At 71.5% G+C, this 25,649-nt stretch carries 22 protein-coding genes; 6 read left to right on the forward strand and 16 right to left on the reverse strand.

What is annotated here, in order from left to right:
• Window positions 1-37: 37 nt before the first annotated feature.
• From ACFO6V_RS22355 to ACFO6V_RS22370, 4 genes are read right to left on the reverse strand one after another with little or no spacing between them, the layout of a single operon-like run.
• Window positions 38-382, reverse strand: a complete 345-nt coding sequence (locus ACFO6V_RS22355) for a non-heme iron oxygenase ferredoxin subunit (RefSeq protein WP_357446543.1) — start codon at window positions 380-382, stop codon at window positions 38-40.
• On the reverse strand, window positions 379-1,581 hold the full coding sequence (gene sufD / locus ACFO6V_RS22360) for a Fe-S cluster assembly protein SufD (protein ID WP_377139606.1): 1,203 nt from the start codon (window positions 1,579-1,581) through the stop codon (window positions 379-381). Before sufD ends, ACFO6V_RS22355 begins: the two co-directional genes overlap by 4 nt.
• Before the next feature lies 1 nt (window position 1,582).
• Window positions 1,583-3,019: a Fe-S cluster assembly protein SufB gene (gene sufB / locus ACFO6V_RS22365; RefSeq protein ID WP_357510494.1), complete on the reverse strand. Its 1,437-nt coding sequence runs from the start codon at window positions 3,017-3,019 to the stop codon at window positions 1,583-1,585.
• Window positions 3,019-3,783, reverse strand: coding sequence for a helix-turn-helix transcriptional regulator (locus ACFO6V_RS22370; RefSeq protein WP_377139609.1), 765 nt, complete (start codon window positions 3,781-3,783; stop codon window positions 3,019-3,021). The genes sufB and ACFO6V_RS22370 overlap by 1 nt, the downstream gene beginning before the upstream one ends.
• 254 nt (window positions 3,784-4,037) lie before the next feature.
• Here ACFO6V_RS22370 and ACFO6V_RS22375 point away from each other — a divergent pair, with 254 nt between their 5' ends.
• The 6 genes from ACFO6V_RS22375 (at window position 4,038) to ACFO6V_RS22400 (ending at window position 12,000) form a co-directional block, all read left to right on the forward strand.
• A complete protein-coding gene (locus ACFO6V_RS22375) occupies window positions 4,038-5,117 on the forward strand; it encodes an ABC transporter ATP-binding protein (RefSeq protein WP_464720067.1) in 1,080 nt (359 codons plus the stop codon).
• On the forward strand, window positions 5,114-5,899 hold the full coding sequence (locus ACFO6V_RS22380; RefSeq protein WP_377139612.1) for an ABC transporter permease: 786 nt from the start codon (window positions 5,114-5,116) through the stop codon (window positions 5,897-5,899). Before ACFO6V_RS22375 ends, ACFO6V_RS22380 begins: the two co-directional genes overlap by 4 nt.
• A 129-nt stretch (window positions 5,900-6,028) precedes the next feature.
• Window positions 6,029-7,267, forward strand: coding sequence for a S8 family peptidase (locus ACFO6V_RS22385; protein WP_377139615.1), 1,239 nt, complete (start codon window positions 6,029-6,031; stop codon window positions 7,265-7,267).
• A gap of 207 nt (window positions 7,268-7,474) precedes the next feature.
• The gene (locus ACFO6V_RS22390; protein WP_377139688.1) at window positions 7,475-8,680 is read left to right on the forward strand and encodes a S8 family peptidase; all 1,206 of its coding nucleotides are present in this window, start codon (window positions 7,475-7,477) and stop codon (window positions 8,678-8,680) included.
• Window positions 8,681-8,861: 181 nt separating this feature from the next.
• Window positions 8,862-9,785 carry a COX15/CtaA family protein gene (locus ACFO6V_RS22395; RefSeq protein WP_377139618.1) on the forward strand — a complete coding sequence of 308 codons (924 nt, stop codon included), beginning with the start codon at window positions 8,862-8,864 and terminating at the stop codon, window positions 9,783-9,785.
• Between the two features lie 262 nt (window positions 9,786-10,047).
• Complete coding sequence (locus tag ACFO6V_RS22400) at window positions 10,048-12,000, forward strand: glycoside hydrolase family 48 protein (RefSeq protein WP_377139621.1); 1,953 nt, start codon at window positions 10,048-10,050, stop codon at window positions 11,998-12,000.
• A 101-nt stretch (window positions 12,001-12,101) separates the two neighbouring features.
• Here ACFO6V_RS22400 and ACFO6V_RS22405 read toward each other — a convergent pair whose 3' ends face one another.
• The 12 genes from ACFO6V_RS22405 to ACFO6V_RS22460 form a co-directional block, all read right to left on the reverse strand.
• A complete protein-coding gene (locus ACFO6V_RS22405) occupies window positions 12,102-13,091 on the reverse strand; it encodes a hypothetical protein (protein WP_377139624.1) in 990 nt (329 codons plus the stop codon).
• Between the two features lie 63 nt (window positions 13,092-13,154).
• Complete coding sequence (locus ACFO6V_RS22410) at window positions 13,155-13,940, reverse strand: DUF4230 domain-containing protein (RefSeq protein WP_377139627.1); 786 nt, start codon at window positions 13,938-13,940, stop codon at window positions 13,155-13,157.
• A 228-nt stretch (window positions 13,941-14,168) separates the two neighbouring features.
• A complete protein-coding gene (locus tag ACFO6V_RS22415) occupies window positions 14,169-14,801 on the reverse strand; it encodes an NUDIX domain-containing protein (protein ID WP_377139630.1) in 633 nt (210 codons plus the stop codon).
• Window positions 14,798-16,480 (reverse strand): CTP synthase, encoded by a 1,683-nt coding sequence (locus ACFO6V_RS22420; RefSeq protein ID WP_377139633.1) that lies wholly within the window; start codon window positions 16,478-16,480, stop codon window positions 14,798-14,800. Before ACFO6V_RS22420 ends, ACFO6V_RS22415 begins: the two co-directional genes overlap by 4 nt.
• Window positions 16,481-16,608: 128 nt before the next feature.
• Window positions 16,609-18,351 carry a murein biosynthesis integral membrane protein MurJ gene (gene murJ / locus ACFO6V_RS22425; protein ID WP_377139635.1) on the reverse strand — a complete coding sequence of 581 codons (1,743 nt, stop codon included), beginning with the start codon at window positions 18,349-18,351 and terminating at the stop codon, window positions 16,609-16,611.
• Window positions 18,348-19,274: a hypothetical protein gene (locus ACFO6V_RS22430; RefSeq protein ID WP_377139638.1), complete on the reverse strand. Its 927-nt coding sequence runs from the start codon at window positions 19,272-19,274 to the stop codon at window positions 18,348-18,350. The genes murJ and ACFO6V_RS22430 overlap by 4 nt, the downstream gene beginning before the upstream one ends.
• 54 nt (window positions 19,275-19,328) lie before the next feature.
• Entirely contained in the window at window positions 19,329-20,288 is a 960-nt protein-coding gene (locus tag ACFO6V_RS22435) for a copper transporter (RefSeq protein WP_377139640.1), read from the reverse strand.
• Window positions 20,289-20,377: 89 nt separating this feature from the next.
• A complete protein-coding gene (gene steA, locus ACFO6V_RS22440; protein ID WP_377139643.1) occupies window positions 20,378-21,601 on the reverse strand; it encodes a putative cytokinetic ring protein SteA in 1,224 nt (407 codons plus the stop codon).
• Window positions 21,602-21,606: 5 nt separating this feature from the next.
• Window positions 21,607-23,361, reverse strand: a complete 1,755-nt coding sequence (gene recN, locus ACFO6V_RS22445) for a DNA repair protein RecN (protein WP_377139646.1) — start codon at window positions 23,359-23,361, stop codon at window positions 21,607-21,609.
• Window positions 23,362-23,369: 8 nt separating this feature from the next.
• On the reverse strand, window positions 23,370-24,380 hold the full coding sequence (locus ACFO6V_RS22450; protein ID WP_377139649.1) for an NAD kinase: 1,011 nt from the start codon (window positions 24,378-24,380) through the stop codon (window positions 23,370-23,372).
• Window positions 24,377-25,330, reverse strand: a complete 954-nt coding sequence (locus ACFO6V_RS22455; RefSeq protein ID WP_377139651.1) for a TlyA family RNA methyltransferase — start codon at window positions 25,328-25,330, stop codon at window positions 24,377-24,379. The genes ACFO6V_RS22450 and ACFO6V_RS22455 overlap by 4 nt, the downstream gene beginning before the upstream one ends.
• Window positions 25,327-25,509 carry a hypothetical protein gene (locus ACFO6V_RS22460; RefSeq protein ID WP_377139653.1) on the reverse strand — a complete coding sequence of 61 codons (183 nt, stop codon included), beginning with the start codon at window positions 25,507-25,509 and terminating at the stop codon, window positions 25,327-25,329. The genes ACFO6V_RS22455 and ACFO6V_RS22460 overlap by 4 nt, the downstream gene beginning before the upstream one ends.
• Between the last annotated feature and the right edge of the window lie 140 nt (window positions 25,510-25,649).

Genomic DNA, 25,649 nt, shown 5'->3' on the forward strand with positions numbered 1-25,649 from the left:
ATCGATTACTCCAGGGTTGCTTGCGAAGTCAGAAGATTCAGGAAACGGGCACGGTGGCGTCGATGTCGACGAGCACCTTGTCGCCGTCGACGGTTACCGGGTAGACGGGCACGGGGCGCACAGCCGGAAGCTGGATCGGCTGACCGGTCCGCAGGTCGAACTGGGAGCCGTGCAGCCAGCACTCGACCAGGCAGCCCTCCACCTCGCCGTCGGACAGCGAGACCGCACCGTGGGAGCAGATGTCGGAGATGGCGTGGAAGTTGCCGTCCGCGTCACGGGCGACGGTCACGGGCACCGGGGCGCCGTCGGCGCCGTCGAGCTCCACGAGCATCGCCTCCTCCGGTCCCAGGTCGTCGGTCATACAGGCCAGCTGCGCGGTCATGCGGTCGGTGCTCCGGTGATCACGCTCATCGACTTCTCCAGCTCGGCCTCGATGGAGGCGAGCAGGCGCTCCTCGACCGACGGGATGCCGATCTCGTGGATGAGCTCCGCGAAGAAGCCGCGCACGACGAGCTTGCGCGCCTCGGTCTCGGGGATGCCGCGAGCCTGGAGGTAGAAGAGCTGCTCGTCGTCGAACCGGCCGGTGGCGCTGGCGTGGCCGGCGCCGGCGATCTCGCCGGTCTCGATCTCGAGGTTCGGCACCGAGTCCGCGCGCGCGCCGTCCGAGAGGACGAGGTTGCGGTTGAGCTCGTAGGTGTCGGTGTTCTCGGCAGCTGCCCGGATCAGGACGTCGCCCACCCAGACGGTGTGCGCGCCGGAACCCTGCAGGGCGCCCTTGTAGGTCACGCGGGACTTGCAGTCCGGTACCGCGTGGTCCACGAAGAGGCGGTGCTCCTGGTGCTGGTTCGTGTCCGCGAAGTAGAGGCCCACCATCTCGACCTCACCACCGGGGGCGGTGAACTCGGCGTCCGGCGTGACGCGCACGACGTCGCCGCCGAACGTCACGACGACGTGCTTGAGCTTCGCGTCGCGGCCCAGGCGTGCCCGGTGCGAGGAGGCGTGCACGGCGCCGTCGGCCCAGTCCTGGACGCTGACGACGGTGAGCTGCGCACCGTCCTCGACGACGATCTCGACCGTCTCGGCGAGCGTGCCGCTGCCGTCGTGGTCCAGGACCACGACTGCCTCGGAGTGCCGCTCGGCGCGGACCAGCACGTGGGCCGCCGTCGCGTCCTTCGAGACGCCGGTGAGGCGCACGGAGGTGACGTCGGAGGCCACGGCCTCCTTGGGGATCGTCACGATCGTGGCCTGCTCGAAGGCGTTCCACGCGGTGACCGCCGTGCGGTCGCCGGGCTTGCCGGCGGTGCCGAGACGGGCGTCGTCCCGGCCGACGGTCTCCACGGTGACCTCGGGGGCCGCCGTGACCTGGACCGTGACGCCCGAGGCGCCGAGCTCGGCCTGGAACAGCGGCTGGAGGCGGTCCGCCGGGGAGAAGCGCCACTCCTCCTCGCGGCCGTTGGGGACCGGGATGTCCGCCAGGTCGAAGGACGTGAGGCGCTCGGCTCGTGAGCCCTGGGGCTTGACGGCGCCGTGCGTGTGGGCGCCGTCGGCAACAGCGCGTGTGTGATCGGTAGTGAGAGTCATGTCAGCCGACGGACCCTTCCATCTGCAGCTCGATGAGGCGGTTGAGCTCGAGTGCGTACTCCATGGGCAGCTCGCGTGCGATGGGCTCGACGAACCCGCGCACGATCATGGCCATGGCCTCGGTCTCTTCCATACCCCGGGACATGAGGTAGAACAGCTGGTCCTCGCTCACCCGCGAGACCGTGGCCTCGTGACCCATGGAGACGTCGTCCTCGCGGACGTCGACGTAGGGGTAGGTGTCGCTGCGGGAGATCTGGTCGACCAGCAGCGCGTCGCAGAGGACGGTGGACGCGGAGTGCTTGGCGCCCTCGAGCACCTGCACCAGACCGCGGTAGGACGTGCGGCCGCCGCCGCGCGCCACGGACTTGCTGACGATCGACGACACCGTGTTCGGCGCGGCGTGGACCATCTTGGCGCCGGCGTCCTGGTGCTGGCCCTCGCCGGCGAAGGCGATGGACAGCGTCTCGCCGCGGGCGTGCTCGCCCAGCAGGTAGATCGCCGGGTACTTCATGGTGACCTTCGAGCCGATGTTGCCGTCGACCCACTCCATCTGGGCGCCCTCAGCGGCCGTGGCGCGCTTGGTGACCAGGTTGTACACGTTGTTCGACCAGTTCTGGATCGTCGTGTAGCGCACGCGGGCGTTCTTCTTCACGATGATCTCGACGACTGCCGAGTGCAGGGAGTCGGAGGTGTAGATCGGCGCCGTGCAGCCCTCGACGTAGTGCACGTACGAGCCCTCGTCGGCGATGATCAGCGTGCGCTCGAACTGGCCCATGTTCTCGGTGTTGATCCGGAAGTAGGCCTGGAGCGGGATCTCCACGTGCACGCCCGGCGGCACGTAGACGAACGAGCCGCCCGACCACACGGCGGAGTTCAGCGCGGAGAACTTGTTGTCACCGGCGGGGATGACCGTGCCGAAGTACTCCTGGAAGAGCTCCGGGTAGTCGCGCAGGCCCGTGTCGGTGTCAACGAAGATGACACCCTGCTCCTCCAGGTCCTCACGGATCTGGTGGTAGACGACCTCGGACTCGTACTGGGCCGCGACGCCCGCGACGAGGCGCTGCTTCTCCGCCTCGGGGATGCCGAGCTTGTCGTACGTGTTCTTGATGTCGTCGGGCAGGTCCTCCCAGGAGGTGGCCTGCTTCTCCGTGGAGCGCACGAAGTACTTGATCTTGTCGAAGTGGATGCCCGACAGGTCGGAGCCCCAGCTCGGCATGGGCTTCTTGCCGAAGAGGCGCAGGGCCTTGAGCCGCTGGTTCAGCATCCACTCGGGCTCGTTCTTCAGAGCCGAGATATTGCGAACCACCTCTTCGCTCAGGCCTCGCTGCGCGGACATACCCGCGGCATCGCTGTCGTGCCAGCCGTACTCGTAAGAGCCGATGCTGGCGATGATCTCATCGTCGGAGCGCTGCTCTGGCGCTTGCGTTTCTGCGCTCATCACTTTCCTTCGGTGGGGGTCTTCGCGGGGTGGTTCAGGGGGATGTTCACAGGCAGGTTCACGGGGATGTTCGTCGTGCACGCGTGCGCACCGCCCGCGATGGTCGCGAGGCGTTGGACGTGCGAGCCCAGCAGCTCGCTGAACGCGCGGGCCTCCTGCTCGCACAGCTCGGGGAACTCCTCGGCCACGTGCTGGACCGGGCAGTGCCCCTGGCAGAGCTGCACCGCACGGGCGACCGTGCCGGCGGTGGGACCGCTCAGCGGCGCCGGGACGGGTCGCACGGAGGCGGCGTAACCGTCGGCGGACAGCAGCTGGACGAGCTGGGCGGCGCGGCCCTCCGCGGTCTCCGCGGTGAGGTGCGGCGCATAGCTGCGGGCGACGGCGTCGAACCGCTCCTTGGCGAAGCCCGTCACCGCCGCGCTGCCGCCGGTCTCCCGCAGGAACCGCAGGACCTGCCGCGCGATCTCCTGGTAGCCGCCGGCGAGCTCGGACTGGCCGCCGCCCGTGACGACGTACCGCCGGGCGGGGCGCCCGCGGCGGGGCACACCCGAACGGGAGGCCTCGTGGACGGCGATCTTGCCGTCCTCCTCCAGGAGGGTCAGGTGCCTGCGCACGGCGGGCGCCGTCAGCTCCAGGACGGCGGCGAGGGCGCCGGCGGTGACCGGGCCCCGGGAAGCGACGAGCTCGAGCACTCGCCGACGCGTGGTGCCGTCGGTCTCGTGGCTCGCCACGTGGCCCGCTGCCACCTGTGTCGCTGCGCTCATGCTGGTCACCTCCCTCACGTCGGTCCTGCGTCTGCCTCGGGTCGGTCTCGCATCGGTTCGGGAGCAAACTTCACCCCCGGTGTGCACGCCTCGTAGACGCCAATGCTTTTGAGAACATCCTTGTTCCCTAATTCGAGATGCGCAAGGAAGGCGAACCTCAGTTCGGCCCGATCGCGACACATCTCACACGTGTGATCCACACCCAGGTCACGTCGTAAGACGGCGGTCCGCGCGCCGCCACATACGATTGTGCGGTGCCCTTGTCCGACGCGCCCGCGATCGACTCCGCCCAGGCGGCCACCGCAGGCGCCACCACAGCCAGCGCCGCCGGTCCGGCCGCCGGCGACCACGCGGTCGCCGTGGAGGTGCGTGGCCTCGTCAAACGCTACGACGGCCGCGCGGTCGTGGACGGCCTCGACCTCGTCGCCCACCAGGGCGCCGTCACCGCCGTCCTGGGCCCCAACGGTGCGGGCAAGACGACGACCATCGAGTGCTGCGAGGGCCTGCGCTCCCCCGACGGCGGCACGGTCCGCGTACTCGGCCTCGACCCCGTCGCCGACGCCCGGGCCCTGCGCCCCCGCGTCGGCGTCATGCTGCAGGACGGCGGTCTGCCCACCGGGGTGCGCGCACTGGAGCTGCTGCGACACGTCGCCGCCATGTACGCCAGCCCGCGCCCCGTGGACGAGCTCGCCGAACGGCTGGGCCTGCACGGCTTCGCGCGCACCACGGTGCGCCGCCTGTCGGGCGGGCAGCGGCAGCGGGTCGCCCTCGCCGCCGCGGTGGTCGGGCGGCCCGACGTCGTCTTCCTCGACGAGCCGAGCGCCGGCATGGACCCGCAGAGCCGGCGCGCCGTCTGGGACCTCGTGCGCGAGCTGCGGGCCGACGGCGTCGCCATCGTCCTGACGACCCACCTCATGGACGAGGCCGCGGACCTGGCCGACCACGTGCACGTCGTCGACCACGGCAAGGTGATCGCGTCAGGCAGCGTGCGCGAGCTGACCGACGGCGGATCCGGGCCGGGTTCCGTACGTGTCGAGGCCACCCCAGGCCTGGACCTGACGGACCTCCTCACTTCGTTGAGTGCTGGATATTTGTCCAGTCAGAGGCCCCCGGCCGGGCGAATACCCAGCACTCAACAGGGTGGGCAGGACGGGTGGGTCGGGTCCGAGGGCGAGGCCGGGGTCTACACCCTGACCGGGGCGGTGGATCCCGCCGCGCTGGCGGTCGTGACCGCCTGGCTCGCCGAACGCGGCGTGCTGGCCCGGTCGGTCAGCACCGGCCGCCGCACCCTCGAGGACGTCTTCCTCGACCTCACCGGAAGGAACCTGCGATGAGCGCCCTCCGACAGGATCGGGCGCCTGCCGAGACCCCTGCCGCCGCGCCGGCCGTCCGCCGGATCGCCGCCCAGGCCTCCTTCGAGACGCGCGCGATCCTGCGCAACGGCGAGCAGCTGCTCGTGACGATAGTGCTGCCCGTGCTGGTGCTGGTGGGGCTCGTGCGCACCTCGTTCCTCGACCTCGACACGCAGGGGTACACGCGTATCGACTTCGTGACGCCGGGCGTGCTCGCGCTCGCCGTGATGTCGACGGCGTTCACGTCCCAGGCGATCGCCACCGCGTTCGACAGGCGCAACGGCGTGCTGCGCCTCATGGCGACGACCCCGCTGGGCCGCGGCGGACTGCTGGCCGGCAAGGTGCTCGGCGTCCTCGCGGTCGAGGTGGTGCAGGTGCTCGTCATCGCGGGCGTCGCGGTAGCCCTCGGTTGGCGTCCGGAGCTCGGCGCGCTGCCCGCAGTCGTCGGCGCGGTGCTGCTCGGGACCGCCGCGTTCACCGCCCTCGCGCTGCTGCTGGCCGGGACCCTGCGGGCCGAAGGCGTGCTCGCCGTGGCCAACCTCGTGCTCGTGCTGCTCACGGTGGGCGGCGGCGTGCTCCTGCCCGCCGAACAGCTCGCCGGCCCGCTGGCGCATGTCGCGGTGCTCCTCCCCTCGGGAGCGCTGGGCGAGGCGATGCGCGGCGCCCTGCTGCACGGTTCCGTGCCGCCGTTCTCCGTGGTGATCCTGCTGGGCTGGACCGCCGCGCTCGGCGCCGGCGCCGCGCGCCTCTTCCGCTGGCACTGACCGGTCTGCCCGTATCCGGGTAAGTACCTACCGAGGGGCCATACGCCGGAGGTATGACCAAATCGTGGGGTTGGCGGGTGAAATCTGCACCTTTAGGGTCCATTTCACCTACGCTCCTCAGGAGGCAACGTGACTTCCACCCACAACAACCGCCGTCGGCTGATCGCCGGTGCGGGCATCGCGCTCGCGCTCGCGGCAGCCCCGGCCGCCGCGGCAATGACGCCGTCGGCACCGGCCACCGCACAGGACACCGCACCCGACGCGGCACCGGCGCCCGTCGCGGGCGCGCTGATCGAGGACTCGTACATCGTGGTGCTGAAGGACGACGACGTCGCCAAGGCCGAGGTCAGGAGCACGGCCAGCGGTCTCGTGCAGAAGTACGGCGGCGAGGTCCGCCACTCGTACACGAACGCGGTGCGCGGCTTCTCCGCGTCGATGTCGCCCGGCGAGGCGAAGAAGCTCGAGGCCGACCCGTCCGTCGCATACGTGGAGCAGAACCGTGTGATGACGGCGACCGGCACGCAGTCGCCGGTCCCGTCCTGGGGCCTGGACCGCATCGACCAGGCGACGCTCCCGCTCGACGACTCGTACACCTACGGCAACTCGGGCACGGGCGTGACCGCGTACATCGTCGACACGGGGATCCTGACCACCCACGAGGACTTCGGCGGCCGTGCGGTCAGCGGCATCGACACGGTGGACGGCGACGACGACGCCACCGACTGCGCGGGACACGGCACGCACGTGGCAGGCACCGTCGGCGGCACGGAGTACGGCGTCGCCAAGGACGTCTCGCTCGTGGCGGTCCGTGTGCTCGACTGCGGCGGCTCGGGCAGCTTCGACGGCGTCATCGCCGGCATCGACTGGGTCACCGCCGACCACGCCGCCGGCGAGCCGGCGGTCGCCAACATGTCGCTCGGCGGCGGCTTCTCGCAGGCGGTGAACGACGCGGTGTCCGCGGCCGTCGCGGACGGCGTCACCTTCGCCCTCGCCGCGGGCAACGACAGCGGGGCGGACGCCTGCGACGGCTCGCCGAGCTCGACCCCGGAGGCCCTCACCGTTGGCGCCTCCGAGGACACGGACGCCCGCGCCGCGTACTCGAACATCGGCACCTGCGTGGACATCTTCGCGCCGGGCACCGACATCACGTCGGCCTGGTACACCGACGACACGGCGACGAACACCATCAGCGGCACCTCGATGGCCACGCCGCACGTCGCGGGCGCCGCGGCGCTCGTGCTGGGCGGCAACCCCGCCGCCACGCCCGCCGAGGTCGGCGACGCCCTGACGGGTGCGGCCCTGCCGGACGTCGTCACCGACCCGGGCACCGGCTCGCCCAACCTGCTGCTGAACGTCGGCGGCCTCTGAGGTTCGCCCCCTGACATGTCAGACCCTCAGGTCACCGAGGTGACCTGAGGGTCTGACATGTCCGGTGCCACGCATCACCCGGCAACCTCCGGGTAAAGGCCGAACCAACCCCATATGTGGAGAGTATGACCTTTTTGTGAGGTATGCGGGATGAAATTGCCGATTTAGGGTCACCTCACCTACATACCCCAGGGGGGCAACGTGACCATGCACAGCAACGGCCGTCGGCTGATCGCCGGCACCGGTATCGCAATCGTCCTCGCAGCGGCACCGGCCGCAGCGGCGATGGCGTCGACACCGTTGGAGCAGGCGCCCGCGCTTGTCGCCGGCGCGGCGGTCGAGGACTCGTACATCGTCGTGCTCAACAAGGACGACGTGGCCAGGACGCAGGTCAGGAACGCGGCCAGCAGCCTCGTGCAGGAGTACGGCGGCAAGGTGGAGCGCTCGTACACGAACGCCGTGCGCGGGTTCTCGGCGACGATGTCCGCGGCGGACGCCAAGCAGCTCGAGGCCGACCCGTCGGTCGCGTACGTCGAGCAGAACCAGGTGGTGACCGCGAGCGCCACCCAGACGCCGGTGCCCTCCTGGGGCCTGGACCGCATCGACCAGCGGGCGCTGCCGCTGAACAACTCGTACACCTACGCGAGCACGGGCGCCGGGGTGAAGGCGTACATCATCGACACGGGCATCTTGACCACCCACCAGGACTTCGGCGGCCGTGCGATCCACGGCAGGGACACCGTGAGCAACGACAACAACGCCACCGACTGCCAGGGCCACGGCACGCACGTCGCGGGCACCGTGGGCGGAACGTCCTACGGCGTGGCCAAGAACGTCACGCTCGTCGCGGTCCGCGTGCTCGACTGCAGCGGGGGCGGCACCACCGCCGGCGTCATCGCGGGCATCGACTGGGTGACCGCCGACCACGCCGCCGGCCAGCCGGCCGTGGCCAACATGTCGCTCGGCGGCGGGTTCTCGCAGGCCCTGAACGACGCCGTCGCCAGGTCGATCGCGGACGGCGTCACCTACGCGGTCGCCGCCGGCAACGAGACCGCCACCAACGCGTGCACCCGTTCGCCCGCCTCCACCCCGGCGGCGATCACCGTCGGTGCCACCACGAGGACGGACGCCCGTGCCTCGTACTCGAACATCGGCACCTGCGTGGACATCTTCGCGCCGGGCTCCGAGATCACGTCGGCCTGGTACAACAGCACCACCGCAACCAACACCATCAGCGGGACCTCGATGGCCACGCCGCACGTCGCGGGCGCCGCGGCCCTCGTGCTCAGCGCCAACCCGGGCGCCACGCCGGCCCAGGTCGGCACCACGCTGAACAACGCCGCCACGACGGGCGTCGTGACCAACCCGGGCACCGGTTCGCCCAACCGGCTGCTGAACGTCACCGGTCTCTGACGATCCAGCCGGCCTCGTAGATGTCAGGCGCCCCGATCACTCCGGTGGTCGGGGCGTCTGACGTGTCTGTGCGCGTCCTGTGGGCGGCTGTGGCGTTCCTGACAGCTCGTCGGCTCAGGATCACAGTGATTCCGGGACCCGTGCGGGAGGCGACGCCGTCGTCGGCCGCTAGGTTTGGGGGGTGACCGCAACAGCCGCTCCCACCTCCTGGTTCGCCGCGCTCGCCGGACGGGTCGATCGCTTCCGCCACTGGACCCGCGCGATCCTCCTCGCGAACCTGGTCGGCCAGATCGGCATCATCGGGACCGGCGGCGCCGTGCGCCTGACCGAGTCGGGCCTGGGCTGCTCCACGTGGCCGCAGTGCGAGCCCGGGTCCTTCACCCCGCAGTTCCACGAGGCCACCACCCTGCACCCGTACATCGAGTTCGGGAACCGCACGCTGACCGGCGTGCTGGGAATCATCGCGGTGCTGCTCGCGGTCGCGGTCTGCACGGACCTCAAGCGTTCCGCGTCCTACCGCGTGCTCGGCCTGGTGCCGATCGTGGGCGTGCTGATGCAGGCCCTGATCGGTGGCGTCGTGGTGCTCCTGCACCTGCACCCAGGCTGGGTCTCGCTGCACTTCGGCGTCTCGGCCGGGCTCGTGGCCGCGTCGCTGTACGTGCTGCACCGGCACGGCGAGGGCGACGCCGCCCCGACGCCAGCTGTCGGGCCGCGCGTACGCGCCCTGGCCTGGACGCTGGCCGGGCTGACCGCCGTCGTCGTCGTGCTCGGTGTCCTCACCACGGGCGCCGGCCCGCACAGCGGCGACGCCGAGGTGGGTTATCGCATCGCCGTCGACCCGGCGCTGCTGACCAAGTGGCATGCCGCGGCGGTGTGGGCGTTCCTGGTGGTCCTGGTCGCCTACCTCGTGTCTGTGCGCGGTGGGCCGACGGCGGTGCGGCGCGCCGCCCTGATCCTGCTCGGGATCACGCTGGCGCAGGGCCTCATCGGGTACGTGCAGTACTTCACCGACCTGCCCGAGCTACTGGTCGGGCTGCACATGATCGGCGCGGCGGTGCTGATCGCCGGTACGACGCGGGTCGTGCTGACGACGCGGGTGCGGTGAACCTGCCCTGAGATCGACAGTTCGCTGAGCACTGCACCGAGGTCGCCGACCTCGGGACAGCGCGGCGTCAGCTCAGTGCGCCACGGGCAGCGCGGACGGGGTCCAGCTCGCGAAGCGCACCATGCCGTCGAGCGCCGGACCGGCGTCGTCCGCCCGTGTGAATCAGTTAAGTCCGTTGCCCGTGCGGACCGGCTCGCCGACCGTCGGAGGTGCGCTCGCACCGCGAGCGCCGTTCGACGACGCACGCATCGGAGGCCACCCCATGAACTCCCGTGCGGTCACCGGGGAGTACGCCGACCGGTTCCTGGCGATGTACGCGAAGCTGCACGACCCCGCCAACGGCTACTTCTCCGCGCAGGGCATCCCCTACCACTCGGCCGAGACCCTCCTGGTGGAGGCCCCCGACTACGGCCACGAGACGACGTCGGAGGCGTACAGCTTCTGGCTCTGGCTGGAGGCCTCGTACGGCCAGATCACCGGCGACTGGAACCCGTTCAACAACGCCTGGGACACGCTCGAGGCGTACATGATCCCGACCACGGAGAACCAGCCGACCAACGGCGCGTACAACCCCGCGTCGCCCGCCACGTACGCCCCCGAGCACAACCACCCGAGCGCCTACCCCGCTCAGCTCGACTCGGGCGTCTCCGTCGGCCAGGACCCGATCGGCGCGGAGCTCCGCGAGACCTACGGGACCAGCGAGATCTACGGCATGCACTGGCTGGCCGACGTCGACAACGTGTACGGCTTCGGCGCGGCCCCCGGTTCCTCCGAGCTGCTGGGACCGGACTACGAGGGCACGTCGTACATCAACACGTTCCAGCGCGGCCCGCGGGAGTCGGTCTGGGAGACGATCCCGCAGCCCGCCATCGACGACTTCTCCTACGGCGGCCCGAACGGCTACCTCGACCTGTTCACGGGCGACGCGAGCTACGCCCGCCAGTGGAAGTACACGAACGCGCCGGACGCCGACGCCCGCGCCGTCGAGGCCGTCTACTGGGCCAAGCAGTTCGCGAACGAGCAGGGCGCGGGCGGCGAGATCTCCGGCACCGTGCACAAGGCGTCCAGGATGGGCGACTACCTGCGCTACTCGCTGTTCGACAAGTACTTCAAGCAGATCGGCTGCGAGTCCCCGACGGGCCGTGCGGCGAGCTCCGGGCGCAGCTCGGCGCACTATCTGCTGTCCTGGTACTACGCCTGGGGCGGCGCCCTGGACACGAGCGGACCGTGGGCGTGGCGCATCGGCTCCTCGCACGCGCACTTCGGCTACCAGAACCCGCTGGCGGCCTACGCGCTGTCCGCCGACGCCGACCTGGTGCCCGCGTCCCCCACCGCGCGGGACGACTGGTCGACCAGCATGGACCGGCAGCTCGAGTTCTTCCGGTGGCTGCAGTCGGCCGAGGGCGGCATCGCGGGCGGCGCCACCAACAGCGTGGACGGGGCCTACGGCTCGCACCCGGCGGGCACGCCCACTTTCTACGAGATGGCGTACGACGCCGCGCCGGTCCACCACGACCCGCCGTCGAACCAGTGGTTCGGCACGCAGGGGTGGGGCGTGGAGCGGATCGCGCAGCTGTACCACCAGACGGGCGACGAGCGTGCGCGGTCCATCCTCGACAGGTGGGTGCCCTGGGTGCTCAAGGAGGTCACCGTGACCGCCGACTCGTGGCAGGTGCCGTCCGAGCTGTCGTGGAGCGGCGCCCCGGACACGTGGAACCCGGCCGACCCCGGAGCGAACGCGGGCCTGCACGTGGACGTCGTCGCGCACGGGCAGGACGTCGGCGTGGCCGGCGCCATCGCCCGCACGCTCGTCTACTACGCCGCGGCCTCGGGCGACCAGCAGGCGGCCGGCACCGCCAAGGCGCTGCTCGACGCCATGTGGGAGCAGAACAGCGACGAGAAAGGCATCGGCACCGTCGAGTCCCGTGCCGACTTCGCGCGGTTCGACGACGAGTACCAGCCCGGCGGGAACGGCGTCTACGTGCCGGGCGGCTGGACAGGCACCAACCCGAACGGCGACAAGGTCTCGTCCGGCGTCTCGTTCCTGGACCTGCGGTCGTTCTACGCGGACGACCCGATGTTCCCCGAGGTCCAGGAGTACCTGGACGGCGGCGACGTCCCGCAGTTCACGTACCACCGGTTCTGGGCCCAGACCGCCGTCGCGACGGCCATGGCGGAGTACGACCGCCTCCTGGGCGCCGGCGCGGGGTACTAACGCAAAAGCCCGCCCCCACCCAGCGATTGGGCCCGAAACCGTCGAGAGTTCCGGGCCGAATCGCTGGGTAGAAGCGGGCTTCGACCTGCGGCAGGCGCCGGTCAGACCTCCGGGACCCAGAGGTCCTCACCGTTGGGGGGCGTGCCGACGGCGCCGACGGAGACGGGCACCGGCGCGGCCTCCGGCAGGTCGCCCAGCGCGCGCTGCGCCACGGCACCCGACGAGAAGTTCGCGTAGCACTCGGGGCAGTACCAGTCGGGCGTCGGCACCGGGGTGTCGAAGCCGCCGTACACGACGTCCGGCTCGAGCTTCATGTTGTCGTGGATGGCCTGGCCCCACACGATGCGCTTGGTGGCGCCGCGCTGACCGCACGACGGGCACGACGGACGCATCTGCGCGCGCTGCGACAGCACCGCGTGCGGGTGGAGCAGCGCGTGGCACGGGCCGCACACCAGGAAGGTCTGCTCGATGAGCTCCGCGAGGGGGCGCTCGCCGGTCTCGCCGGTGTGGGCGCCGTCGTCGTGCGGCATCAGCTGCATGACGTCGACGAACCGCTCGCACGAGGCGCAACGCTCCTCGCGGCGCAGGTCGGTGCCCGCCACCTGCTTGTGCCCGAGGAGGCGCAGGACGTGCAGGTTCGGCGACAGCTCGTCGGTCTCGCAGTTGCCCGCGTCGAGCGTGCCGGTGGCGCCGTGCTTGTACTGGTGGGCGATGCCGTCGAGCACCAGGCGGGCGTGCTCCTGGGGCAGCCAGCCGGACGACCGCGCGTAGGCCGCGGCGCCGTTGAAGAGGTCGTCCCAGACGACGGGCTTGTCCGGGCCGAACACCTCGTCGCTGACCCAGTCCTCACCCTGGCTGGTGCCCATGAGCTCGACCGCGGCAACGATGCCCGGCTCGGAGCCCACGACGGTGACGACGACGTCGCCGCGCTGCGGGCCGTCGGCGCCGCCGGGCAGACGGTGCTCGTGGCTACGGCTCGCGATGGCGACCGCCTCGCCCAGCCAGTCCTCGGACCAGTTGAGGTAGACGGACGGAACGAGCCACGCCGGAAGGGACGATACGTTGGGAAGCATGTCGGGTTCGCTGGTCACGCGGGGAGAATAGCGCAGCCCGGTGACGTCGTTATGACAGTCCCGGTACGCGACCTCACAGACTTACCGGAACTCGACCACTACCTGGTCGAACCCGGACGCGGACAACATCACCTCAAGGGTTTTCACCGTGTTCGCCCGGGCGCGTTCGTCCAGGTCGGACTTCTCGGCGGCAGACGCTATCTGGTCCTGCGCCGCGGCGAGCGCCTCCTGGCGCGCGTCGGTGTCGGTGTCGAAGAAGTCACCCACCCGGTCGACCAGGCCACGGTCCTCCGTCAGGGCGCGGCTGGTGTCGAGATCGATGCGCGGCTCGGCGAGCTCCGGTTCGGGCAGCGTGACCGATACCGTCGCGCCGTCGTCCGAGATCGCTATGGCTTCCTCGGTGAGGCCTTCGAAGTCCACGTACGCCTCGACCGAACCGTTCACCACGAGGACGGTGCGCTCCCCCGCGACCCAGCCGGGCACGTACTTGACGTCGCGCTCCAGGTCGACGAGGACCTCGTACTGCGCCTCGCCCGCCACGAACCGCGCGAGGTCCTTCATGCTGAGCAGGACCGGACGCTCGGAACGGTCGACCTCGCTCGTCGTGAACGGGTTGAGGCCCTCCACGAGCACCCGCCAGAACGCGTCGCGGAAGTCGTCACGCAGCGCCGACAGCACGCCGAAGACCACCCCTGCGGCGAGCGCGAGGCCCACGAGGAAGCCGATGGTGCCGGCGAGCCAGGACGGCATGCGGCGGCGCGCGGGCGGGGCCGGTGGTACGGGCTTGGCGGTGCCACTGCCCGACGGCGGCTCCGGCGGCCGTCCCTGTGCGTGCACCTGCTTGGTGTCGGCGTCGGTGCCAGTCATCGCAACCGCCCCCTTAGGGAGATATGTCCGAATATCTCGTGGAGTCACACGCTAGCGCCACCCACTGACACTCGCTGGGTGGGCGTTAGATCGGTCGGTTGCACGGCGCCGCTGACGACTTCGGTCGGTTGCCGCGAGATCGGTCCATCAATGGACCGATCTCGCGGCAACCGACCGAAGTCAAGGAATCGAGGGGCGCAACTGACCGAACTCGAGACCCCGCAGCCGTCAGTTCTTGCGGTACTCCCACGGGCTGTCCACCGGGCGCAGCGTCTCCCAGTCCGAGGCCCGCCCGATCGCCGCCGCGAGCACCCCCGCGATCGTTGCCGCGTTGTGCAGCTTGCCCGCGAGCGCCAGCGCCGCGGCCTCCTCCAGCGGCACGGGGACGACGACCATGTCGGCCTCCTCGGCCTCCCGGACGTGCAGCTCGTCGTCGGGCACCGGCGTGAGGTCGCGGGCCAGGTAGACGCGTACCGCCTCGTTGCTGCCGCCCGGTGTGGGCAGCAGGTCGAGCAGCACGTCCCAGGTGGCGGCGGACATGTCCGCCTCCTCGGCCAGCTCGCGGGCCGCCGCGACGTGCGGGTCCTCGCCGTCCAGGTCGAGCAGGCCGGCGGGCGCCTCCCAGAGGAACGCGCCGACGGGATGCCGGTACTGGCGCAGGAGCAGGACGTCGCCGTCGTCGTTCAGCGCCACCACGACCACCGCGCCCGGGTGGTCCACGTACTCCCTGCGGACGATCCCGCCGGCCTCGCCCAGGTCGACCTCGTCCGAGACCATGTCGACCACGAAACCTTGGAACGGGACGTCCAGCCGACGCGCCGGGCGCGGGTCGATGACGTCGGTGACCTCGTCGCTGCTCATGCTCCCGCGGCCTGCTTCTCGAGCGCGGCCGCGATGAGGCCGGAGAACAGCGGGTGCGCGCGGGTGGGGCGCGACTTGAACTCGGGGTGCGCCTGCGTGGACACGTAGTACGGGTGCAGGTCGGCCTGGAGCTCGACGAACTCGACGAGCGACGAGTCGGGCGACGTACCGGAGATCAGCAGGCCCGCCTCCTCCAGCTCGGCGCGGTAGGCGTTGTTCACCTCGTAGCGGTGGCGGTGCCGCTCGGACACTCTCTCGCTGCCGTAGGCCTTCGCCACCACTGAGCCGGCGGTCAGCTGCGCCTGGTAGGCACCGAGGCGCATGGTGCCGCCCATGTCGCCCTCGCCCTCCACGATCGCCTTCTGCTCGGCCATGGTGGCCACGACGGGATGGCTGCTGGTGGGGTGGAACTCGGTCGACGACGCGTCCGCCCAGCCCAGCACGTTGCGCGCGTACTCGATGACCATCGACTGCAGGCCCAGGCAGATACCGAGGGTCGGCACGAGGTTCTCGCGCGCCCAGCGCAGCGCCCCGACCTTGCCGTCGATGCCGCGCACGCCGAAGCCGCCGGGCACGAGGATCGCGTCGACACCCTCGAGGGAGGCCTGAGCGCCCTCCGGCGTCTGGCAGTCGTCTGCCGCGACCCAGCGGATGCCGACCTTCGCGTCGTTCGCGAAGCCGCCGGCCCGCAGCGCCTCGGTCACGGACAGGTACGCGTCGGGCAGGTCGATGTACTTGCCGACCAGTGCCACCTCGACGTTGTGCTCCGGCTCGTGCACGCGCTCCAGGAGCGTGCTCCAGCCGTCCCAGTCCACGTCGTGGAAGGGCATGCCGAGGCGGCGCACCACGTAGGCGTCCAGGCCCTCGGAGTGGATGACGCGCGGGATGTCGTAGATCGACGGGGCGTCGGCGCAGTTGATCACTGCCTCGGTGTCGACGTCGCACATGAGCGCGATCTTGTTCTTGATGCCCTGCGGCACCGCGCGGTCCGAGCGCAGCACGATCGCGTCCGGCTGGATGCCGACGGTGCGCAGCGCGGCGACGGAGTGCTGCGTCGGCTTCGTCTTCAGCTCGCCGGACGGGCCGATGTACGGCACCAGCGAGACGTGCAGGAAGAACACGTTGTCGCGGCCCAGCTCGTGCCGCACCTGACGCGCGGACTCGAGGAACGGCTGCGACTCGATGTCGCCGACCGTGCCGCCGATCTCCGTGATGATCACGTCGACGGCGTCGGAGGCCTGCTCGCGCATCCGGAACTTGATCTCGTCGGTGATGTGCGGGATCACCTGCACCGTGTCGCCCAGGTACTCGCCGCGACGCTCCTTCGCGATGACGCGGGAGTAGACCTGGCCCGTGGTCACGTTGGACGAGGCGGGGAGCTCGATGTCGAGGAACCGCTCGTAGTGCCCGATGTCCAGGTCGGTCTCGGCACCGTCCTCGGTGACGAAGACCTCGCCGTGCTGGAACGGGTTCATCGTGCCGGGATCCACGTTGAGGTAGGGATCCAGCTTCTGCATCGTGACGCTGAGGCCACGGGAGCGAAGAAGGCGGCCGAGTGACGACGCCGTCAGCCCCTTGCCGAGAGAGGACGCCACACCACCGGTGACGAAGATGTGCTTGGTCGGCGTGGAGGCGCCGGACCGCTGACGGGACTGGAGACTGTTTCGGTGTTCGACCACGGAACTCCACCCTATCCGAGGTGCGGCGTGCTGGTGGTGTTAGAACCAGCACACGCGCTCATTACTCCGGGATTGTCGGTTTGATTCGGATCGAGTCTGCCCCTGTCGGGCCCATCGCGCTCGCTGTGTCAGGACTTCCGGGAGAACTTCCCCCGCAGCGCGCCCAGACGCGGCCCGACGGCGGCGCGCAGGTCACGATCGAGCAGCGCCGCGAGCACGAGCGTGACGAGCGCGGCCAGCAGGCCGACAGCCAGCCCGAGGCCCAGCTCGACGGCGAACTCGATCGCGTCGGGCGGCACCTCCGGGTGCGGCGCGGTCGCGAACCCGCCGAAGGGCATGCCCTGGGGCGACAGCCACGCGGACACGGACCATCCGACAGCGGCACCGGCCCCCGTGGCGACCACGAGCACCAGCAGTCCCCGCCAGACCCCGCTCAGCGCGTCCGGGCCCAGGTGCCTGCGCACGGCCAGGAGCAGCCCCAGCCCGGCCACGATCATCCCGGCGGTGCCGACGGCCCCCAGGACGGCCATGACGTCGTTCCGCAGCGCGTAGTCGAAGCACGCCGGCGAGGCGCAGTCCCGGTCCGGCGGCCGCCCGGCGAACAGCACCGGCACGAGGGCCGCGCCCAGCGCGGACACCCCCCAGCCGCTCGCGGTGGCGATCACGGCGGCGCGTCCGTGGTCGACGGCGTACAGCGCCCGTGACAGGTGCAGGATCAGCGCGAAGCCGATGAGCCCCGGCGCCAGCGCGATGAGTCCGACGGCCATGCCGGGAGCGTCCCCCAGCACGATGACGTCGAAGACCCGCTCGACGTACGGCGCGGCGGCCATCAGCGCGGCGACGCCGGCGGCCGTCACGAGCAGGAGGCTGCGGGTGGTGCGCGCCACGAGCGAACGGAGCTCGTCGAGGCGGCCCGCCGACGCGTGCTCCGCGAAGTGCGGGAACGCGCTGGTCGCGATGGGGAACGCGAGGACCGCGTACGGCAGCAGGTAGACCTGCTGGGCGTACAGGTAGACCGAGAGCGTGCCGTCGCCGCCCGCCGCGTTGGCCGCTCGCAGCGTCAGGAACACGGAGAGCTGCTGGACCACCAGGGCGCCCACTCCGGCGAACGCGAGGCGCGCGGCCCGGGGCCCCTCCCCCGACGGGAACCGTAGCGTGGGCCGTAGCCGGAGGCCGGTGCGCCACACGGGTACGACGAGCGGCAGTGCCAGGAACAGGACGCCGACCGTCGTCCCCCACGCCAGCCACACCAGCGCCCGGCCGGACAGCTCGGCGACCTGCTGCTGGTCGCCGTTCGCGAGCGCGCCGAAGACCGCGTAGACGACTATCACGACGAGGCTGGAGATCAGCGGCGCGAAGGACGGCCAGAAGAACCGCTTGTGAGCCTGCAGGATGCCGCCCAGCACGACGGCCAGGCCGTAGAGCGGTACCTGCACGGCGAACACGCGCAGGAACCCCGTGGCGACGTCTACGTGCACCGGATCGGTCAGCCCGGTCAGGCCGATGATCGGGCGCGCCAGGAGCGCCATGAGCCCGGCCAGCGGTACCAGCACCACCAGCGTCCAGCCCAGCAGCGCCGAGGCGATCCTCGACGCCTGTTCCTTCGAGGCGGTGGTTCCGTCGGCAGTGAACGCGGCCCGGCTCAGCGGCCCGGCGAGCAGCGGCACGACGGCCCCCGCGAGCGCACCGCCCGCGGCCACCTCGAACAGCAGGTTGGGCAGCTGGTTGGCGGAGTTGAAGACCGTCCCGACGCCGTCGGACCCGAGCCACGCACCCTGCCCGAGCCAGCGGCCGAACCCGACTATGCGGCTGGCGAGGGTGACGACGGTGACGAGCAGCGCGGCGCTCGCCAGGGTTCTGACACGACTCACGCGCCCGGGGAACCCATGGGGTCGGAGGCAGAGGTCGAACGCACGCCGCTGGAGACCGGACCGGGCTCGACCACCGGTGCCGGCTCGACCGGCCGCCTACCCAGCATGTCGATCTTGTTCAGCCACTCGTTCCCCGCGATGACCTTGGAGAAGCTGATCTTCTCGGAGGCCAGCATCAGCCCGACCACGCCCGCGAGCGCCGTCCACCGCACCGCGCGGGACGTGCCGAACGCGATCTGGCTGCCGACGAGCGCGCCGAGCGCGTTGGCGCCGCCGTCGCCCAGCATGTCCTGCTCCCCCAGGTCACCCGGGGCCGCTGCCGCCGCGGCGCCGAGCACGGCGCCCGTGGCGCCCGCGCCGCCCAGCATGAACGGGAGGCTCGCGGCCGCACCGGCCTTGAGCGCCCGGCCGGGGCGCAGGTCGAACAGGTTGATCAGGTTCGCGGTGCCCCCGATGAGCGCGCCGTTGAGCCCGACGTCGACCAGGTGCCCGAACGCGCTGCCCGTACGGCGCGTACCCACGGCGGATGCAAGGAGCGCCGAGCCGGAGATGCCGAGCACCTTGAGCCCACCGGTCGTCAGGCGGCCCTCCAGGAGGGCGCCGAGGTGGCCGCGCAGGCCCTTGGTGCGCACCGAGGTGTCCTCGGCGAGGTCGTCCACCAGGCCGAAGGCGCCCGCGGCGGCTGTGGCGAACGCCGTCGCGCCGGGGGCGTTGCCGCCCCCGACCGCCGCGCCGGCCACGAGGCCCACGGTGACCGCAGGGCCTTCCAGCAGGCTTATGGGTTCGCCGCGATGGTTGGTCCGCGTCCACGTGGCGGCGCCGCCGAGGCGGCCCTCCGCGACCTTCTCGTCGAGCTTGCGGCGCGCGAACGCCGTAGCGGCCCCGGCGACGATGCCAGCGGCGATGAACCTGCCTGCACCCATGACTACCCCTCGGTCTGTGTCGACTAGTACGTCAGCGATCGGTACGTCAGCAAGCTATTCGGCCTCGACGACCGGCGGTATGACGGCCGTGGCGTCGTCCTCGAAGCCGTACTGGCCCACGATGTCGTCCAGCCGGGCCGCGACCGCGAGCGGCACGTTGATGCGCCCCACGAGCCTGTCGATGCCGCTCACCGTGGTGACCTCGGCGGCGATGTCCTCGTCGTCGCGCACGGCCTGCACGGTGTCATTGGGCTCGTCGGTCGGACCGGCGAGCACTGCCGCTCCGGACACCTCCTGGGCGGCGCGGGTCACGGCGGTCCACACGTCGGGCGTGGGCTCCGCCGCCTCGGTGGCGCCGTCGGTCGTCGCCTGCGGCTGCGCGGCGGAACCGACGAGCAGCACGAGTGCCTGGGCGGGCTCCGTCTGCTCGTCGCCGGCCTCGATGTAACCCAGGCGCTCCAGCTGTACCTCGAGGTCCAGCGCCTGCGCGCTCCGCTCGGCACCGTTCTCCGTGCCGGTGAGCGCGAGCGCGAGCGCCGCGCCGAGGATCGCGCTCGGGTCGTCGCTCTCGGGGGCTGCCGTGCCCAGGTTGGCCAGCAGCCCCCCGGCGACGGTCTCGTTGGACGACGCCTCGGCGGCGTCGGTCCAGGAATCGGTGAGCACGGAGGTCGACACGACGTTCGCGCCCGCCGTGGTGAGCTGGTTCAGCACGCCGTCGGCGTCGTCCTGCGGGACCTCGCCGAGCTGCACGATCGCGACCCGCTGGTCCTGGAGCGCGCCGGTGACGAGCTGTGCGCCCGCCGCCTCGATGAAGCGCTCGTCGCCGTCGAGGGCGGTCTGCGTGGCGTCCAGCTCGGTGCGCAGGTCGGTGCGCTCGGCACGCAGCGCGTCCACCTGCTCCGTCAGGGTCTCCCCGATCGCGCCCTGCAGCGGGCCGGCGCCGAGGATGATGCCGACGGCGAGCGCGAGGAAGACGGAGATGAGCGAGACGAGGTGGTATCGGAAGTCGATCACGGTACGGAGGAGTCCTTAGGCATGTTCCGGGTGATGAGCCCGGCATCAGGTCGGGGCGGCAGGAGGTCAGGGAGCGAGCTCCCGACCGGTCAGCCGCCGAACAGTTGGCTGATCCAGGACACGACGTCGTCGATGCGTGCCCCGATCAGCCCGAAGAAGGTCTGGCCCGCCGAGGTCGAGGCGAGCGCCGCGAGCACCGCCGCGACACCCGCGCCGGACAGCAGCGTGAGCTGGGTGTTGGAGATCCGCGTGCGGTAGAGCCGCGAGACGCCCTTGGCGTCCACGAGCTTGCCACCGACGCGCAGCCGGGTGAGGAAGGTGGAGGCCATGCCGGAGCGCCCCTTGTCGAGGAACTCGACGAGCGTGGCGTGCGTGCCGACGGCGACGATGAGCTCGGCACCCTTGTCGTCGGCCAGCAGCATGGTGATGTCCTCGCTGGTGCCCGTGGCGGGAAAGACCACGGGCTCCACGCCGAGCGCCTTCACGCGCTCCAGACCCGGTGCCTTGCCGTCGCGGTAGGCGTGCACGACGATCTCCGCGCCGCAGGCCAGGGCCCGGTCGGAGACGGAGTCCATGTCGCCGACGATCATGTCGGGCTGCCAGCCCTCGTCGAGGATCGCGTCCGCGCCGCCGTCCACGCCGATCAGGACGGGCCGGTTCTCCCGGATGTAGGACCGCAGCAGCGCGAGGTCCTCCCGGTAGTGGTAGCCGCGCACCACGATCAGCACGTGGCGGCCCTCGATGGGGGTCGTGATGTCGGGCACGCCCACGCCGTCGAGCAGGAGGTCCCGCTCGCGGCGCAGGTACGTCATGGTGTTCTCGGCGAACCGCTCGATCTCGGCGGACAGGCCCTCGCGGGCGGCCGCCTGGTCCGCGGCCACCGTCTGCGGCGTCTGGTAGGTGCCCTTGGCCACCATCTCGCCGTCGACGAAGATCTCGTTGCCGACGATCTGGACATCTGCCCGCTCGTCGAGCGCCATGATCGCCGGGCCGAGGCCGTCCACCAGGACGATCCCCGCCTCGATCAGGATGTTCGGGCCCGTGTTGGGGTAGCGGCCGGAGGTCGACGGCGCCGCGTTCAGCACCGCGACGGGCCCCGCGGACACCAGGGCGTCCGCTGCCACACGGTCGATGTCCACGTGGTCGATCACGGCGACGTCACCGTTGTTCAGCCGGGACGTGAGCTCCTTGGTGCGGGCTCCGATCCGGGCAGGCCCGTGCACCGTGGCCTGCGTAGTCGCCAGGGACTGCGCCGCGGCGCTCTTCGCTGCGCTCTTCTCGGCGCGCTTCTCGGGTCGGGAGATCAGCTTCATCCGCTCTATCGTCCCACGACCGAGGACTCCAGGAGCTCCAGGGCGTGGGTACGCGCCGTCTCCGAGTCGTCCTGGCCGGACAGCATGCGCGCCAGCTCCCGGACCCGCGCGTCGGCGGTGACCTCGCGCACGCCCGTAACCGTGATCATTCCGTCATCTTCACCCTGTGCGCCGGCCTCGCCGTCGGAGCTCTTCGTGACCACGAGGTGCGCGTCCGCGAAGGCCGCGACCTGCGCCAGGTGGGTCACCACGACCACCTGGGTGCTGCGACCGAGCTGCGCCAGACGGCGGCCCACCTCGACCGCCGCCCGGCCGCCCACGCCGGCGTCGACCTCGTCGAACACGAAGGTGCTGCGCGGGGTGTCGGCAGTGCGCGCCGCGGCGGCACCGCCGGACGTCGCCAGCGCGACCTCGAGCGCGAGCATGACGCGCGAGAGCTCACCGCCCGACGCGCCCTTGCCCAGCGGCCGCTCCGGCGCGCCGGGGTGCGGCACGAGCAGGAAGGTGACCTGGTCCGCGCCGAACGGCCCGGGCTGGTCGAGCGGTTCCACCTGGACCACGAGGTGGGCGCCGCCCATCGCGAGGCCGTGTAGCTCGTTGGTCACCGCCTCGGCGAGCTGGGACGCGCCACGGCTGCGCTCGGCAGTGAGGATCTCCGAGAGCCTGGCCAGCTCGCCGTCCAGCTCGGTCACGCGGTCGCGCATCGAGACGAGGCGGTCGCCGCCGTCGTCCAGGTCGAGCAGGCGCAGGCCGGCGTCGCTCGCCCACTGCAGCACGTCGTCGATCGTCTCGCCGTAGGAGCGCGTCAGGGCGTTCAGCTCGGCCATGCGGTTGTGGGCCGTCTCCAGCCCTGCCGGGTCCGCCTGCAGGTCGTCCACGTACGCGGCGACGTCGGTCGCGACGTCGGACAGCAGGTAGCCCACCTCGGCGAACCGCGTGGCGAGCGCGCCGAGCGCGGCGTCCGAGTGGGCGGCGGAGTCCAGGACGCGCCGCGCCCGCTCCACGAGCGCTATCGCGTTCTCGCGCGCGCCGTCGGCGTCCTCTCCCGCGACCGCCTCGTGCGCCTCGGTCGCCGCGGTGCGCAGGGCCTCCGCGTTCGACAGGCGCTCGATCTGGGCCTGCAGCTCGGCGTCCTCACCCGTCACCGGGTCGACCCGCTCGATCTCCTCCAGGCCGATCCGCAGCAGCTCCACCTCGCGCGCCCGCTCGGCGCCGCGCGCCTCGAGGTCGGCGATCTCGGCGAGGAGCCCGCCACGTTCGGTCCAGGCGGTGCGGTACGAGGCCAGCACGCGCTGGTGGGCCGGGCCGACGAACGTGTCCAGGGCGTCGCGCTGCTTGGCCGACGTGCGCAGCCGCAGCTGGTCCGACTGGCCGTGCACCGTGAACAGGTCCTCGGCGATCTCCGCGAGCACGCCCTGCGGTACGGCACGGCCACCCAGGTGGGCCCGCGACCGGCCGTCGGCGATGGTGCGCAGGATGACGACGGTCCCGTCGTCCTCCACCTCGCCGCCCGCCTCGTCGACCCGGCTCAGCACCGCGTCGCGGCCGGAGACGCGCACGCGGCCCTCGACGGCCGCCGACGACGCCCCCGGCCGCACCGACTGCGGGTCCGCCTTGGCACCCATGAGCAGGTTGAGACCCGTGAGCACCATCGTCTTGCCCGCACCCGTCTCACCCGTGATGACGGTCAGGCCGTCGGACAGGGGTACCCGGGCCGAGCGGATGACGCCCAGGTTCTCGATAGCGATCTCCTCGAGCACCGGACTCCTTAATTCTCTGGTGGTATCTCTGCTGTGCTGGCTGCTGTGTCCGCTGCGGTGCCGGACGTGACGTCGGCCGGGTCCTTGATGTCGGCTGGGTCAGAAGGTACATCCTGCACCTCGGCGTGACCTGACCCGACACGGTCCCGCCACCCCGACACGGGCAGACTGAACTTCGACACGAGACGGTCCGCGAACGGCGCGTTCGACAGCCGCGCGAGCCGCACCGTACCGCCCTGCCGCACGACGACGCGAGACCCGCGGGGCAGCCGGATCTCCCGCCTGCCGTCGCAGGTCAGCACCCCTTCGACCGTCGACTGGGGCAGCACGTCGACCGTGTACCGCGACCGCGGGCCGATCACCAGCGGCCGCGCGAACAGGGCGTGCGCCGACAGCGGCACCATGAGCACGGCGTCGACGTCGGGCCAGATCACCGGGCCGCCGCCCGAGAAGGCGTGGGCCGTGGAGCCCGTGGCCGTGGCCATGATCACGCCGTCGCAGCCGAACGAGAGCAGCGGACGGCCGTCCACGCCGATCGCGACCTCGAGCATGCGGTCGCGCGTGGCCTTCTCCACCGTCGCCTCGTTCAGCGCCCAGCCGACCACCGGCTCCGCCGTGCCGGGCAGGTGCACCGTGACCTCGACGGTCGCCCGTTCCTCCACCTCGTAGTCCCGGGCCGCGAGCCGCTGGACGGCGGCGCGCAGGTCCTCCCGCTCCGACTCGGCGAGGAAGCCCACGTGTCCCAGGTTCACACCGAGCAGCGGCACGTCGGTGCCCCGGGTCAGCTCCGCCGCGCGCAGGATGGTGCCGTCGCCTCCGAGCACCATCACCGCCTCGGACGCGTGCACACCCTCACGGACCCGGTTCGCGGCCATGTGGTCGCCGAACTCCTCCGCGAGCGCGTCGTCGTGCAGCGTCGCCTCGAAGCCCGCCGCCTTCAGCTCACGCAAGGCCTCGGCCAGCGCCGCGACCGCCCGGGGACGTCCGCCATGGGTCACGATCAGGACGCGCCTGGTCACGGCTGCCGCTCCTTCTGCTCGTCGGTCTGCTGGTCGTGGGCCTGCCGTTCCCGTACGACGACGGCCGGCGGCACGGGCGGCGGGCCGGCTACCGCACCCGGCTCGCCCGCCGCGGGGTCCCAGGCGACGGCCTGTGCCACGGCCTCGTCGATCACACCGGCGGTCCCGGCGGGTCCCGCCGACACCAGCCAGAGGAAGAACTCACGGTTGCCGTTCGGGCCCGGCAACGAGCTCGGCACTACCGCACGGACCCGCAGGCCCGCCTCCTCGGCGGCACGGGCGACCGACTCCACCGCGTCACGATGCAGAGCCGGGTCGCGCACGACCCCGCCCGAGCCGAGCCGCTCCCGGCCTACCTCGAACTGCGGCTTGACGAGCAGCAGCGCGTGCGTGTCCGGGCCCGCGACCCGGGCCACGGCGGGCAGCACCTTCCGCAACGAGATGAAGGAGAGGTCCGCGACGACGACGTCCGGTATCCGCTCGAGGTCTCCCGGCGTCAGGTCGCGCGCGTTGAACCCCTCCACGACCGTGACGCGCGGATCTTCCCGCAGCTGGGGCACGATCTGGTCGTGGCCGACGTCGATGGCGAGGACGTGTTCCGCGCCACGCCGCAGGAGCACGTCGGTGAAGCCGCCGGTCGACGCGCCGAGGTCGACGCACCAGGCGCCGCCGACCACCAAGCCTGCCGCGAGGGCGTCCAGCGCGTCGAGCGCCCCGGCGAGCTTGAGCCCCGCGCGGGAGGCGTACTCGTACTCGGTGTACTCCCCGCCCGATACCTCGATCGTCTCGCCGGCCGCGACCGGCGCCGACGGCTTGGCGACCGCCCGGCCACCTGCCACCACCCGCCCGGCGGCTATCAGCTCGGCCGCGTGCTTGCGCGACCGCGCCAGGCCACGCCGCACCAGCTCGGCGTCGACACGGCCCTGACCCGCACCTGTCGTCGTGGTCACAGGGCGGCGTCACCGCTCAGGTGGGCCCGCAACGCGTCGTGCACTGCCTCGAACCGGGCGACATGCTCCGCCGGCGGCAGGTCATCGAGCCCGTCGAGCGCGTCGAGCGCACTCCGGACACCCGCGTCGGGATCCGCCGGGCCGCTCGAGGGTTCCTCGGTCTCGTAGAACTCATCCATCGTGCGTCAACGCTCCACTGTGCTCGTCCGTGCCCGTCGGCTTCCTGTCACGCCGTGCTTCGGGCCGTCTGCCTGCTGCCACACACGGTACCTGCCGCCTCCGACAGAACCCTGGAGGAATCGGCCGGGTTCTGTCGCAG

This window comes from Promicromonospora alba (genome assembly GCF_042654905.1).
GTDB classification, from domain to species: Bacteria; Actinomycetota; Actinomycetes; order Actinomycetales; family Cellulomonadaceae; genus Promicromonospora; species Promicromonospora alba.

What these genes read in the sequence shown, in the direction of transcription:
- ACFO6V_RS22370 (WP_377139609.1), bottom strand. Translation starts at nt 3,783, where the DNA reads ATGAGCGCAGCGACACAGGTGGCAGCGGGCCACGTGGCGAGCCACGAG.
- steA (WP_377139643.1), bottom strand. Translation starts at nt 21,601, where the DNA reads ATGAAGCTGATCTCCCGACCCGAGAAGCGCGCCGAGAAGAGCGCAGCG.
- ACFO6V_RS22355 (WP_357446543.1), bottom strand. Translation starts at nt 382, where the DNA reads ATGACCGCGCAGCTGGCCTGTATGACCGACGACCTGGGACCGGAGGAG.
- ACFO6V_RS22400 (WP_377139621.1), top strand. Translation starts at nt 10,048, where the DNA reads ATGAACTCCCGTGCGGTCACCGGGGAGTACGCCGACCGGTTCCTGGCG.
- sufB (WP_357510494.1), bottom strand. Translation starts at nt 3,019, where the DNA reads ATGAGCGCAGAAACGCAAGCGCCAGAGCAGCGCTCCGACGATGAGATC.
- sufD (WP_377139606.1), bottom strand. Translation starts at nt 1,581, where the DNA reads ATGACTCTCACTACCGATCACACACGCGCTGTTGCCGACGGCGCCCAC.
- ACFO6V_RS22410 (WP_377139627.1), bottom strand. Translation starts at nt 13,940, where the DNA reads ATGACTGGCACCGACGCCGACACCAAGCAGGTGCACGCACAGGGACGG.
- ACFO6V_RS22390 (WP_377139688.1), top strand. Translation starts at nt 7,475, where the DNA reads ATGCACAGCAACGGCCGTCGGCTGATCGCCGGCACCGGTATCGCAATC.
- ACFO6V_RS22460 (WP_377139653.1), bottom strand. Translation starts at nt 25,509, where the DNA reads ATGGATGAGTTCTACGAGACCGAGGAACCCTCGAGCGGCCCGGCGGAT.
- ACFO6V_RS22430 (WP_377139638.1), bottom strand. Translation starts at nt 19,274, where the DNA reads ATGGGTGCAGGCAGGTTCATCGCCGCTGGCATCGTCGCCGGGGCCGCT.
- ACFO6V_RS22415 (WP_377139630.1), bottom strand. Translation starts at nt 14,801, where the DNA reads ATGAGCAGCGACGAGGTCACCGACGTCATCGACCCGCGCCCGGCGCGT.
- ACFO6V_RS22380 (WP_377139612.1), top strand. Translation starts at nt 5,114, where the DNA reads ATGAGCGCCCTCCGACAGGATCGGGCGCCTGCCGAGACCCCTGCCGCC.